This window comes from Stenotrophomonas genospecies 3, from assembly GCF_054473855.1.
In genome coordinates this window covers 19438-33075 of record NZ_JBTMUR010000015.1, presented here as the reverse complement: position 1 = coordinate 33075, position 13638 = coordinate 19438, and the positions used below count along the sequence as shown (strand labels likewise).

General features: G+C 66.8%; 8 protein-coding genes. 3 read left to right on the top strand and 5 right to left on the bottom strand.

The window, feature by feature from the left end:
- Positions 1 to 24: 24 nt before the first annotated feature.
- Together maiA and ACX9OT_RS18305 are read right to left on the bottom strand one after the other, a co-directional pair.
- Positions 25 to 693 carry a maleylacetoacetate isomerase gene (gene maiA, locus ACX9OT_RS18310; RefSeq protein ID WP_100437811.1) on the bottom strand — a complete coding sequence of 223 codons (669 nt, stop codon included), beginning with the start codon at positions 691 to 693 and terminating at the stop codon, positions 25 to 27.
- Between the two features lie 14 nt (positions 694 to 707).
- Positions 708 to 1697: a fumarylacetoacetate hydrolase family protein gene (locus ACX9OT_RS18305; protein WP_032127967.1), complete on the bottom strand. Its 990-nt coding sequence runs from the start codon at positions 1695 to 1697 to the stop codon at positions 708 to 710.
- A 951-nt stretch (positions 1698 to 2648) separates the two neighbouring features.
- Here ACX9OT_RS18305 and ACX9OT_RS18300 point away from each other — a divergent pair.
- Positions 2649 to 4070, top strand: coding sequence for a DEAD/DEAH box helicase (locus tag ACX9OT_RS18300; protein WP_100437810.1), 1422 nt, complete (start codon positions 2649 to 2651; stop codon positions 4068 to 4070).
- Positions 4071 to 4626: 556 nt separating this feature from the next.
- On the opposite strand, the gene ACX9OT_RS18295 is transcribed toward ACX9OT_RS18300, so the two are convergent.
- Both ACX9OT_RS18295 and ACX9OT_RS18290 read right to left on the bottom strand, forming a co-directional pair.
- Positions 4627 to 7221 (bottom strand): M14 family zinc carboxypeptidase, encoded by a 2595-nt coding sequence (locus ACX9OT_RS18295; protein WP_459003095.1) that lies wholly within the window; start codon positions 7219 to 7221, stop codon positions 4627 to 4629.
- 74 nt (positions 7222 to 7295) lie between these two features.
- Positions 7296 to 9935, bottom strand: a complete 2640-nt coding sequence (locus tag ACX9OT_RS18290) for a TonB-dependent receptor plug domain-containing protein (protein ID WP_459003093.1) — start codon at positions 9933 to 9935, stop codon at positions 7296 to 7298.
- Positions 9936 to 10127: 192 nt separating this feature from the next.
- Between ACX9OT_RS18290 and queD the strand changes: the two genes are divergently transcribed.
- Together queD and ACX9OT_RS18280 are read left to right on the top strand one after the other, a co-directional pair.
- Positions 10128 to 10490 carry a 6-carboxytetrahydropterin synthase QueD gene (gene queD / locus ACX9OT_RS18285; protein WP_005407953.1) on the top strand — a complete coding sequence of 121 codons (363 nt, stop codon included), beginning with the start codon at positions 10128 to 10130 and terminating at the stop codon, positions 10488 to 10490.
- A 117-nt stretch (positions 10491 to 10607) separates the two neighbouring features.
- Positions 10608 to 10955, top strand: coding sequence for a phasin family protein (locus tag ACX9OT_RS18280; RefSeq protein WP_100437947.1), 348 nt, complete (start codon positions 10608 to 10610; stop codon positions 10953 to 10955).
- A 776-nt stretch (positions 10956 to 11731) separates the two neighbouring features.
- Here the strand turns inward: ACX9OT_RS18280 and asnB are convergent.
- Complete coding sequence (gene asnB / locus ACX9OT_RS18275) at positions 11732 to 13633, bottom strand: asparagine synthase (glutamine-hydrolyzing) (protein WP_423163258.1); 1902 nt, start codon at positions 13631 to 13633, stop codon at positions 11732 to 11734.
- Positions 13634 to 13638: the final 5 nt, after the last annotated feature.

Genomic DNA, 13638 nt, shown 5'->3' with positions numbered 1-13638 from the left:
TAATCCCCTCCGTCCCCTCTACTTTCAGGCGGCGTCGGGCTGGTTTTCCGGGCGTGCGCGGTCGAAGGCGTCCAGTGCCTGGCAGGCAGCTTCGATACGGCGCAGGGTCGGGTACAGCGCCAGGTCCAGACCGAAGCGATGCGCGTTGTACAGCTGCGGCAGCAGACAGATATCGGCCAGGCCGGGACGGTCACCGTGGCAGAAGGTGCCCGTCGCGCTGCTGTTGGCCAACATTGCCTCCATGGCAGCGAAACCCTCGGCGATCCAGTGCAGGGTCCACTGCGTGCGGGCGTCGGCCGGCACCTGCAGGGTGCGCTCCAGGTACTGCATCACCCGCAGGTTGTTGATCGGGTGGATGTCGCAGGCCACCAGCTGGGCCAGCGCACGCACCCGCGCACGGCCGGCAGCATCGGCTGGCAGCAGCGGCACCTGCGGGAAGCGCTCATCCAGATACTCCAGGATCGCCAGCGACTGGGTCAGCGCATGCCCTTCATGCAACAGGGTTGGCACCAGCTGCTGCGGATTGAGCGCGCGATAGGCGTCAAGGTGCTGCTCGCCACCTTCGCGCACCAGGTGCACCGGCCGGGCTTCCCAGGCCAGGCCCTTCAGCTCCAGGCCGATGCGCACGCGGTAGGCGGCGCTGGATCGCCAGTAGGTGTACAGCACGATGCCGTCGTCGACCGGGATCTCCATCGCCGCCTCTCTGCTCAGGGCCTGGTCGCCTGTTCGATGCGCTGCTCGATCGCACCGAAGATGCTGTTGCCGGCGGCATCGAGCATCTCGATGCGGACCACGTCGCCGAAGGACATGAACGGCGTGCTCGGCTTGCCGTCGCGCAGGGTCTCCACCACGCGCTGCTCGGCGAAGCACGAGGCACCCTTGCTGGTGTCTTCGTTGGCGATGGTGCCCGAGCCAACAATGGTGCCGGCGCTGAGCGGACGGGTCTTGGCCGCATGCGCGACCAGCTGGGCGAAGTTGAACTGCATGTCCACGCCGGCTTCCGGCGCGCCGAACCACTGGCCGTTGATGTGGGTCAGCAGCGGCAGGTGCACCTTGCTGTCCTGCCACGCGGCGCCCAGCTCGTCGGGGGTGACGAACACCGGCGACAGCGCCGAGCGCGGCTTGGACTGCAGGAAGCCGAAGCCCTTGGCCAGCTCGCCCGGAATCAGGTTGCGCAGCGAGACATCGTTGACCAGGCCGACCAGCTGGATATGGCCTGCGGCCTGTTCCGGGGTGGCGGCCATCGGCACGTCGTCGGTGATCACCACGATCTCTGCTTCCAGGTCGATGCCATAGTCCTCGCTGACCACCTTGACCGCGTCGCGCGGACCGTAGAAACCGGCGCTGGTCGCCTGGTACATCAGCGGGTCGGTGTAGAAGCTCTCCGGCACCTCGGCGCCACGGGCGCGGCGCACGCGCTCGACATGCGGCAGGTAGGCGCTGCCATCGACGAACTCATAGGCACGCGGCATCGGCGCGGCCAGCGCCTGCGGGTCCAGGTCGAACACGCCATCGGCGTCGCCCGCGTTGAGCGATTCGTACAGGGCGTTCAGGCGCGGCGCGATGTGGCTCCAGTCCTCCAGGGCCTGCTGCAGGGTGGCGGCAATGCCGGTGGCGCGCACGCCGTGGCGCAGGTCACGCGAGACGACGATCAGGGTGCCGTCGCGGCCGCCTTCCTTCAAAGAACCAAGCTTCATGGGTGGGTGTCCGGAGTCGTGGGCAAACAAGTTTCAAGTGTAATCAAATCTGCGTCGACGCCAAGCTGCAGCGCGGCATCGGCCCACCCTACCGTAGTGGGGGGTTCGGCAGGGCTTGCAGCCCTGCACCTGCTTCAAGCCAGGGCAACGTCAACAGCAACAGCCGGCTCTGGGTTGTCTGTGAGCTGGGCGGGACGGTGTGGGTGGGCAGGACACGCCGTAAACCCGTCCCTGGGGGCTCGATGGCGCCATCCATGGCGCCAACGGTCCTGCCCACCCACACCGTCCCACCCCTGACAATTTCCCGATGACGGATCGAACATCCACATCATTCATCGTCGAAATCCGTCAGATATCGAAATTGATCGAATGAGATTCGACAGATCGCGGAAAACTCTCGAAGGCGGGGTGGGTCCGGTTGCGGGGGCGTGAGCCGCATGGATGCGGCGACCGAGCTTACATGGGTGAGGGCGCTTTGCTTGCGAAGCACCGCTTCGCAAGCACCCGAACGCACAGCCGCCAGCGGCTGGGCCGGGCCTCGGAGGGGTACTTGCAGCGCCCCCCGCAACCGGACCCACCCCGCATCCCTCAGGAAACCGGCTTTTGACGTTGACGTTGACGTTGCTTCGGCCTCTGCGGGTGCAGGGCGCAGCCCTGCAGAGAGCCCCCTACCTGAACAGGCCTTTTTGCGTGAAGTCTCAAACATCGTTTAGACTTGCAGGGTCTGCAGCGGCCGTCCGTTTCCCTCCGGGACCGCCGGCGACCAGGGTCCGCCCTCTTCGCCCGCCCCCACTCCGACGCCGTTCGTCACGCATTCCAGCCTGCGCTTCGTGCCGGCTGCACCCAATTCTCGCAGCGCGGTTCACGGGAACGCTCCGAGTCAGCCGATCAGTTTGATCTGCCCCCGTCTGTCCGTTCGGACAGGCGTTTCTTGTACTTGGAGCAATCTCAATGTCTTTTGAATCGCTGGGCCTGGCGCCCTTCCTGCTGCGTGCGCTTGCCGAGCAAGGCTACGAAAACCCGACCCCGATCCAGCAGCAAGCGATCCCGCTCGCGCTGGCCGGTCGCGACCTGCTGGCCGGCGCTCAGACCGGCACCGGCAAGACCGCCGCCTTCGGCCTGCCGCTGCTGCAGCACCTGGGCACCGCCTCGCAGGAAGTGCGCAGCGGCCCGCGCAAGCCGCGCGCGCTGATCCTGGCCCCGACCCGCGAACTGGCCACCCAGGTGCATGACAGCCTGCGCGGCTACAGCAAGTACCTGCGCATCCCCAGCGCCTGCATCTACGGCGGCGTCGGCATGGGCAACCAGCTGGACATCCTGCGCCGTGGCGTGGACCTGCTGGTGGCCTGCCCGGGCCGCCTGATCGACCACCTCGAGCGTCGCAGCATCGACCTGTCCGGCATTGAACTGCTGGTGCTGGACGAAGCCGACCGCATGCTCGACATGGGCTTCCTGCCGTCGATCAAGCGCATCCTGGCCAAGCTGCCCAAGCAGAACCGCCAGACCCTGCTGTTCTCGGCCACCTTCGAGGACAACATCCGCCAGCTGGCGCTGGAATTCATGCGCAACCCGGAGCAGATCCAGGTCACGCCGAAGAACACCGTCGCCGAAACCATCACCCATCGCGTGCACCCGGTCGATGCCGGCCGCAAGCGCGACCTGCTGCTGCACCTGCTGGCGCAGGACAGCCGCGAGCAGACCCTGGTGTTCGCCCGCACCAAGCACGGCAGCGACAAGCTGGCCACGTTCCTGGAAAAGTCGGGCATCAAGACCGCGGCGATCCACGGCAACAAGAGCCAGGGCCAGCGCCTGCGTGCACTGGGCGACTTCAAGGCCGGCCGCGTGACCGTGCTGGTGGCCACCGATATCGCCGCGCGCGGCATCGACATCAACGAGCTGCCGAAGGTGATCAACTTCGACCTGCCGATGGTGGCCGAAGATTATGTGCACCGCATCGGCCGCACCGGCCGCAACGGCGCAACCGGCCAGGCGATCTCGCTGGTGGCGCAGGATGAAGTGAAGCTGCTGCGCGCGATCGTGCGCCTGCTGGGCCGCGACATGGACATCCGCGATGTGCCGGGCTTCGAGCTGCAGACGCCGATCCGCTGGGGCAACAGTGCGCCGGGCAAGGCCGAGCACGATACCGGCGAGCGCGCACCGCGCAAGAGCCACGCGCGCCGTCCGCACGGTGATGCACCGCGCCACGCGCATGCCGGCCCGAAGAAGGCCGGTGGTGGCCGTCGTGAGGGCGGTGGCAATGGCCAGCAGCGTGCAGGCGCAGGCGCCGGTCAGGGCCAGCGTCGTGGCGGTGGCGGCAATGGTGGCGGCCGTGGCCGTGGCCAGGGTGGCAACGGCGGCGGTCGCGCCGGCTGATCCCAGCTGACAGCTGTTGTGCTTCCCGCTGCGCGGGAAGGCTATCGAGGGACGGCGCTGACGCGCCGTCCTTTTTTGTTGCTGGCTACCGGGTGATGAAGCACGCGGTGGCAGTACCGAGGGCGGATGGGCACGGGGGCAGCGCAGAGCACGCTGTAAATACGTCCATGTAAGCTCGATGGCGCCATCCATGGCGCCAACGGTTCTGCGCTGCCCCCATGCCCATCCGCTTCAAGCATTGCCTGCGCCTTCTTCTCCCGCCGGGTAGCCGGGAGAAGAAAGATCAAATTCAAATTCAAATTCAAATTCAAATTCAAATTCAAAGGCAAAAGCCGAAGTCGCAATTCCTGGCTTTGCTTTTGCTTTTGCCCTTGCTCCCGCCTTGGGGTTCGATGCGTCCGCGCCCGCAGGAAACTGTCGAGGGGAGGCCGGGCGGGCTGCGCAGGACCGTGAGGCGCATGGATGCGCCGATCGAGCTTACACGGACGTATTTACAGCGTGTCCTGGCTGAGGCCCCCTGCCTCCCAAACTCAGCAACAACTCGGCGCCAAACGCCTCAACCCCGCGCTTTACTCGGATTCACCAGATTCCCGAAGAAGATCGCGTTGATCAGCAGTCGATCCGTCCCGTGCCAGTACTTGCGATGCGCCGGATCATCGGCAAACAACACCACGTTGCCCTGCCCCTGCGCCGACACCAGCAGCCACGCACTACCCGCCACCCGCGTGCGATTGCGCTCGGACAGATAGCCATTCACCCGCGGCGGCGTGTCGATGCGCACCACCGTCGAGAACGGGTTCGTGCTCGGCTGCAGCGTTACCGTGTTCTCCTTGTTGATCGCCAGCTGCCGGCGCGGCACACCGAATGCCAGCGGATGGCTGGTATCCACATCAGCGCTGAGGATGTTGCCGCTGACGCGCTCGATCGCTGCGATGTCGCGCTGATCGCCGAATGCACGGCGGCTCTCGTCAGCGGTTTCTTCTTCCTTGCCAAGCTTCTCGCCGTCGGCCAGCTTCTGTTCGATTGCCCACTTCGAGGCACTGCCGTAGGTCACCAGCGAACCACCGGCCTGCACCCAGCGCTTCAGCGCGGCCACTGCCGTTGCATCGACGCCGGTGTAGGTACCACCGGACAACACGATGGTGGTGTAGCGGTCCAACGGCACTTTGCCCAGCTGCTGCGGATCCAGCTTGCTGGCCGGCAACCGCAGCTGCTGGTCCAACAGGAACCACGCCGATCCGATTTCGGTGGCGGCCACGCCCTCGCCCATCACGAGTGCCACCGCAGGCTTGCGCAGCGCCTTGACGCCGTCACTGCCGAGGTCGATGCCTTCGCGGCTGCGGCCACTGGACAGCGCGTGCACCTGCACACCTGCCTCGCGTGCGGCGGATGTCACTGCCTCAAGCAGCGCCGCACCCTGCAGCGACTGCCCAGTGACCGGAATGACCAGGCTGCCGGCGGCGAAGCTGACCTCGCCCTGCGCGGTCGCGGTGGTGAACGGCTGGAATGCCGCGCGTGCATTCACGCCCTTGCCCTGCAGCGCGGCCAGCGTGCGCCCGGCATTGTAGTCGCGCCAGTCGATCGCGTAGGCGAATCCTGCCTGGCCGCCCAGCACGGTGCCCTGCTCCGCCGGCAGCGCCGCCACGCGTGCGCCGCCGTCGATGCGGCTGCGGCTACCGGCGAAGGCCACGCCGTAGGCCGGTGCAATCGCGTAGCTGGTGCTGCCATAGAACACATCGCCCTTGATCGGCGGCGTCTCGGCAAAGATCGAATGCACCAGGCGGAACTGCGCCTGCTGCACCGGCACCACGTAGGCGCTGCCGGCATCGAAGCGCTGGCCATCGACACTGACGTCACGTTCCAGCGCGCGCACCTCGATGCGATGCAGCAGCAACAGTTCCAGCAAACGACGGGTCAATGCGGGGTCATGCGCATCGCCGAATACGAAGCTCTTCACCGGCTGCTGTGCGGCCTGCTTCAACGCGCTCTGGAAGAACTGCTTCTGCAGGTCGAACAGGCCGCTGCGCTCGGCTACCGCGCCGCGCACCGTGCCCAGCCCGGTAGCCACCTGGTTGCGGATGGTGAACGGGAACGTCAGCAGACCATTCACCGACTCCTGCACGCGGCCCCGCGAGCTGGCCTGCTCGACGGTAACGCCGACGGCACCGTGGAAATCAGGATAGGTCGAGCCGTACACCGGCGAGAAGTTGTCGAAGTTCTCGCCGGTGTAGTACAGCGAGCCCAGCGCATCCAACGCCTGCGCGTGGTACTTGGCCAGGGTCTTGTTGAATTCATACGACGCCGCTGGGATCAGCGGGCTGTGCATGCTCTTCGGCGACGGTTCGAAGTAGTAGGTGCTGTCCTTGCCCATCTCGTGGAAATCGATCTGCACGTTCGGGTACCACTGGTGGAACACCTCCACCTTCGGCCGCGAGTCCTGCTGGGTCAGGGCCAGCCAGTCGCGGTTGAGATCGGTGAAGTAGTGGTTGGTGCGGCCCTGCGGGAACGGCTCGACGTGTTCCTTGTCGGCCGGGTCGGCCGAAGCCGGATCGGAGGCCCACGCGTTGTGCCAGTTGGCGGCACGATCACGGCCGTCCGGGTTCTGCGCCGGGTCGAACAGCACCACCGCCTGCTGCAGCCACTGCTGGGTTTCGGCACTGCGGTTGGCCACCAGGTAGTACGCCGTCAGCATCGCCGCTTCGGCACTGGATGTCTCGTTGCCATGCACGCTGTAGCCCAGCCACACCACAACCGGGCTGTCGCCCGCCGCGCTGCGCGGCTGTGCCGGATCGGCCAGGGTCGCGTGCTGCTGGCGGATCTGCTCCAACCGCGCGTGGTTGCGTGCGGCAGTGACGGTGGCGATCAGCAGCGGACGGCCTTCATAGCTGCGGCCGATCTCGCGCACGCTGATCTTGTCCGAGTGTCTGGCCAGTTCCTGGAAGTACGCCACCAGCTGATCGTGCCGGGTGTAACGGCTGCCGATCGGATAGCCGAGGAACTGCTCCGGCGTGGGCACGGCGGTATCGAACGCCGCTGCGTCGGCCGCCTGCGGAAAGAAGTAGGCGCTCTGTGCCTGCACCGGCGGCGATGGGGACAGTGCGGTGGCGGCGGCGATCAGCAATGGAAGAACGGCACGACGATGCAAGGACACGGTGACTCCCCTGGAACACAACGGCAGGCGGTCGCGCGGCCGGCTCCCTGGGGAGACCGGCCGCCGCAGATGGATCAGAAGCGGTAGTCGAAGCCTAGCGTGAAGTAGCGGCCACGCAGGTCGTACTGGCTGAAGTCGTACGGCGCGCGGATGCCCGGGAAAGAGGCGTCGTACGGCGGCGTCTTGTCGGCCAGGTTCTGCACCTTGGCGTACACGGTCAGCTTGTCGATGCCGGTGTAGGCCAGGTACAGGTCGTACTGGCTGTAGCTGCCGACACGCTGCTGCACGGCCTTGGCGGCGGTACTGGCTTCCTGGCGGTAGCTGCTGGTGTAGTACCAGGTCACGGCTGCGTTGAAGTCGCCGTACTTCCAGTCCAGCGCGGTGGTGGCCTTGTCCTTGGGCAGGGTTGCGCCCAGGTTGCTGCCGGCGTAGTCCACCAGTGGGCCACCGACCACGGTCGGGCGACGGTAATCGCGCACGTGGGTATAGGCCGAAGACACGGTGAAGTCACCGAACGCAGCGGTCGGGATGCGCTGGCGCAGCTCGACGTCGATGCCCGAGGTCTTCAACTCGCTCAGGTTCTGGTAGCGGTTGTAGACCGCCTGCAGCTTGCCACGCTCATCGCGCTGCACGGCACCGGCGACATTGTCGTTGACCAGGGTCTGGGTGTTGTTGGTACCGACCAGGTTGTCCAGCTGGATGCGGTAGTAGTCCACGCTCAGGTTGGTGTTGGCCCACGGCGACAGCACCACGCCGAAGTTCACGCTCTTGGTGCGCTCGGGCTTCAGTTCGTTGTTGCCGACGGTGAAGAAGGTCGGGTTCTGGCGCGAGCCCGGCACGTCCGGGTCACGCGGATCGACCACGCTGCCGTAGGCGATGCTGGTGCTGTTGGAGTTCTCCGACAGCGACGGCGCGCGGAAGCCCTTCGAGGCCGAGGCACGCACCAGCAGGAAGTCGAGCGGCTGCCAGCGCAGGCCGATCTTCGGCGAGAACGCATCGCCGAAATCATCGTAGTGATCGGCGCGCGCGGCAGCGGACAGCTCCAGCGTCGATGCCAGCGGCACGTTCACTTCGGCGTAGGCCGCACTGACCTGGCGCTTGCCGTGCACTTCGGCGATGGCCGGGCGCACCTGCAGGCCTGCGTCGATCTGCCACGGGTTGTTGGAATCGAGCTTCTCGCGGCGCCACTCGGCACCGGCGGCGAAGCCGATCTCGCCGGCCCAGGTATGGCCCAGGCTGCCGGAAATCTTCGCATCGATGCCCTGCAGCTTGGACTCGGCCGGACGCAGCGTGGCGATGTTGATCGAGTCGCGCACCGACTGCGGGGTGGCGGCCGGGTTCAGCAGGTTGTAGCTGCCCGTTGCCAGCGCATCGGCCAGCGCCCAGCGGTTGGCGAAACCGCCAGAGACACTCTCACGCTCGCTGCTGCGCGCGCCGAACGCGGCCACTTCCCAGTCCCACTTCGCGGTGGTGCCACGCAGGCCGAATACGCCGCGGTAGGCGGTGGAGCGGTTGGTCTTGAGCGTGCCGCCCAGGTCGAAGAAGGTGTATTCGATCGGGATCGCACGGCCGTACGGGTTGTACGGATTGTTGGCCGGCAGCAGCGACGACACCGGCTCGGCCAGGCCACTGTCCGCGTTCAGTGCAAAGCGGCCGCTCTCCAGGGTGAAGAACGGGCTGCTGCCGAACCACGCGGTGCTCTTGATCTGGCTGTACAGCACTTCGCCGAAGGCTTCGACATTGTCGTTCAGGCGGAAGGTGCCGTTGGCATAGGCCTGGTAGCGCTTGGTCGAGGGAATCAGCGTGGTGAACGGCGCCTGGTTGAAACCGCAGGTATCACCGGCCAGGCCGTCGATCGGCGCGCTGGCAACACGGGTGGTACCGGTCGGGCAGTTGCCGTTGGCATCGAGCATCGGCACCGACACGCCGTTGACCAGGTAGCGCGCGCCCTTGGCCGACCAGCCGTTCCAGCGGCCGCCGGGCTTGTCGGTGTAGATGCCGCTCTTTGTCAGGTTGCGTTCGTCCTGATCCAGGCGTTCGCGGTTGTAGCCCTGCAGGCTGAAGAGGATGTTGTAGCCATCGGTATCGAGATCACCGAGGCCGCCGACGAACTTCAGGTTCTGCTCGTGCAGGCCGCCCTGGTCGCCGCCGCCGAAGCTGCCGCCGATCTCGGCGCCTTCGAAGTTCTGCCGGGTGATGATGTTGACCACACCGGCCACGGCGTCGGAGCCGTAGACCGCCGAGGCGCCATCCTTGAGCACTTCGATGCGTTCGACCGCGACCAGCGGAAGCGCGTTGAGATCGACAAAGGTGTCGGACAGGCCACCGGCCGGGAAGCCGTAGTTGGCCAGGCGACGGCCATTGAGCAGCACCAGCGTGTTCTTCTGCGACAGGCCACGCAGGCCGATGCCGGCCGAGCCGGAGGCCCAGCCGTTGTTGGTGGTTTCGTTGCTGGCGTTGCCGGTGTTCGCCGAGATCGAGCGCAGCACATCGGCCACGGTGGCCTTGCCGGTCTGTTCCAGCTGCTGGCGGCCGATCACCTGCACCGGGTTGGAGGCCTCGGTATCGGTGCGCTTGATGTTGGAACCGGTGACGCGCACGGCGGCCAGGGTGCTGGCTTCGCCACTGGCGTCGGCGGAGGTTTCGGCGGCGGCGGACAAAGGCGCGGCCAGAGCGACGGCCAGGGCCGCCACGAGCAGGGTGTGCTTGGGCATGACGATGTGGGGGAGGTGGTAAGGGCGACGAAGTTCCGCAGTAGTCCATGCCTGGCCGGGGTCCGGCCAATAACATCTCTTCATACGGATATAAGAGAAACTATCATCTCTTCATCCGGATGGAAAGACTTGCTTCACGAAAGTCCAACATCCGCTCAGGCTGGCCGGCCACCTGCGGCGTACAATCGCGTCATGGAAATCTTCAAAGTCTTCATGCTCGAGGCGGCGCACCGCCTCCCCAACGTGCCGCCGGGGCACAAGTGCGCACGCCTGCACGGCCACTCGTTCCGGGTGGAACTGAAGGTCGAGGGCGAGCCGGGTGCGCAGACCGGCTGGATCATGGATTTCGGCGACGTGAAGGCGGCCTTCCAGCCGATCTACGACCGCCTGGACCATCATTACCTCAATGACATCCCCGGCCTGGAGAACCCGACCAGCGAGAACCTGGCGGTGTGGATCTGGAACGAGCTCAAGCCGAGCCTGCCGGCGCTGAGCGAGATCACCGTGCACGAAACCTGCACCTCGGGTTGCCGTTACCGCGGCCCAACAGCCTGATCAACCCATTGATCTGAAAGGTGTTTCAAAGGCGCCCTGGGCGCCTTTGTTATTTTTGTTGCATTGCCGCATCAACGGCGTATGCTGCACTGCATCAAGCCACTCCCTTATGCCCCCATGGCCACCGCCTTCAGCGATCGCTTCAGTGATGCCACCCGCCAGCTCGCCGCCGCGGCAACGCGCGCGAACCGGTTGGCGTTGGAGAACGCGGAAAGCATGTTCGGGGTGCAGCTGAAGGCGATGGAGCGCAACCTGACCGCGACCGGCGGCTGGCTCGGCGAGCTGGCCCGCAGTGACGACGCGGCCGGGGTGCTCAACAAGGGCGCCCAGCTGTGGCAGGACAACCTGCAGCGGCTCGGCCAGGCCCAGCAGGACGTGGTCGGGCTCGGCCTGCAGGCCGGCAAGGCCTGGTCCGAACTGGTGCAGGGCTACAACGAATCAACGGCGGACGCGAACAACCACTGACGCGACGCAACGCTCATTGCGTGGGTCCCTCCCCCCACGCAATCCGGACCCGGCAGATCCCTCCCTCTGCCGGGTCTTTTTTTTGCCTGGCGTTCGGATTCCAAAGCGCTTCCTCGTCTGGACTCTCTGCGAGCTGAGGGGCCCCGCCGGGGCGGGCAGGGGCCTGGGCAAATGTCCCCCGGCGCCGGCCGTTGGCCGTCACCTCCTCCTTTACTTTGCCCAGACCCCTGCCCACCCCGACGAGGCTCGGCGTGCGGTGCGCAAGGCGCAGCGCTCGCGGCAACCTCTCAATGAGGCGCCGACAAACTCCGAACGCAGGGCGGAGGCCCTTGCGTACGAAGTAAAGGGGGAGGTGACGGCCAACGGCCGGCGCCGGAGGACATTCGTACGCAAGGGCCTCCGCCCTGCGCCACGCTGAACAAACCGCCACAAGCGCGTCTTCGTCCGGATTCGCCGCGAACTGAAGGGCCTTCCCGGGGTGGGCAGGGGCCTGGGCAAATGTCCCCCGGCGCCGGCCGTTGGCCGGCACCTCCTCCTTTACTTTGCCCAGCCCCCTGCCCGCCCCGACGAGGCTCGGCGTGCGGTGAGGAGAGCGCAGCGCTCGCGACAGCGTCTCAATGAGGCGCCGACGAACTCCGAACGCGGGGCGGATGCCCTTGCGTACGAAGTAAAGGGGGAGGTGACGGCCAACGGCCGGCGCCGGAGGACATTCGTACGCAAGGGCATCCGCCCCGCGCCACGATGATTCAATCCGCCGCACGCGATGCAGAAACCGCTCAGCGCCCGCGACCACCGTGCCAATGCTGGTGCCACGCCTGGAACATCAGCACGTTCCACAGGTGCGTGTGCCACTTGCGCTCGCCACGCAGGAACGCCTCCCAGATACCGCGCACGCGTGCCACATCGAAACACCCCTGGTTGCGCAGCAGTTGCGGATCCAGCAGCGCCTCCGCCCAATCGCGCAGCGGGCCGGCCAACCAGCGCGCCATCGGCGGACCGAAACCGCGCTTGGGGCGGTACACCAGCGGTTCCGGCAGGTAGCGCGCCAGCAGGTGCTTCAGAATCCGCTTGTGCTCGCCATCGTGGTACTTCAGGTGCTGCGGCAGGCGCCAGGCCAAGCGCACCACCTCCATGTCCAGCAGCGGCGCACGCGTCTCCACGCCCGCCGCCATGCCCGCGCGATCGACCTTGGCGAGGATGCCCTCGGCCAGATCCATGCGGAAATCCAACAGCTGGATGCGCGCCTCGGCCGGCAGCGCGGTGTCCTGCTGCTGGAAGATCGTCATTGGTTCGCGCGCGCCCAGCACCACCTGTGCCGGCTGCCGCCAGCGGGTCACGCGCTGCAGGTAATGGCCTTCCACGTCGTTGGCGGCGACTTCCGCCACCAGTGCGCGCCAGCCGCCCAGGCGGCCGCGCTCGACATTCATGCGGTTGCCACTGCGCCGCGCCAGATCACGCACCCAGTCCGGCAGGCCACCGCACAGGCGCGCATTGCGCAGCGCGCGGCCATAGCTGGGGTGGCCGAAGAACAGTTCATCGCCACCGTCGCCGGTGAGGGCCACCGGCTTGCGCGCGCCCAGCAGTTCACTGGCCAGCAGGGTCGGCAGCTGCGAGGCATCGGCGAACGGTTCGCACCAGACCTGCGGCAGCCGCTGCAGCAGATCCAGGCCTTGTCGCGCGTCCATCCGGTGCAGGTGGTGTTGCACGCCCAGATGCCGCGCGACCTGCGAGGCCCAATCGCTCTCGTCGTGGCCGGGATCGTCGAAGCCGACCGTCCAGGCCTCGATCGGCAGCGTCGACTGCGCCTGCATCATCGCGGTCACCAGCGACGAGTCGGTGCCGCCGGACAGGAACGCACCGCAGGCCAGCGGCGAATGCATGCGTGCCGCGATCGCCTTCTGCAACACCACTTCCAGCTGGTCGGTGGCCTGTTCCAGGCTGGGCGCCGGCTGCAGGGGTTCCTGCAGCGCACTCTGCATCGCATCGCGTGCGCACCAGTAGCGCGCGCCCCCTTCCGCCGCCTGGCTGGAACCGCCGGCAGCGTGGTCATCCAGATCGACGCGCAGCACCGCGCCGGCCACCAGCTTGTGGATGCCGCGGTAGATGGTGTGCGGCGCCGGCACATAGTCGTGGCGCAGCAGCAGGCTCAGCGCATCCTGGTCGATGCTCGGCGCGAAGCCGGCGAAGGCCTGCAGCGCCTTCATTTCCGAGGCGAACAGGAACTGGCCCTGGAACCAGCCGTAATACAGCGGCCGCTCGCCCACCGGATCACGCGCCAGCCACAACTCACGCGATTCGCGGTCCCACACACTGAAACCGAAGGCGCCCTCAATGCGCGACAGCGCCCGCTCTACGCCCCATTCAACGATCGCCTGCAGCAGCAGCCGGGCGTCACTGCAGCTGCGTGGCAGCTCGCGCAGCTGCGCCTGCAGGTCGGCGCGGTTGTACAGGCGGCCGTCCAGGCACAACACGTAACGGCCGCAGTCCGAGCTCAGCGGCTGCAGCGGGGTATCGGTCGGCGCCCGGCAATGGCCCAGCGCGAGGCCGGCCTCGGCGTCGGTCCAGTAACCGATGCGGCCCCGGCCACGCTGCTGCAGGGCGCGCAGCATCGGTGCCAGCTGCTGCAGCAGATGTTCGTCCTCGGCGGGCGGCAACCAGGCCCCGACCACGCCGCTCATCGGGC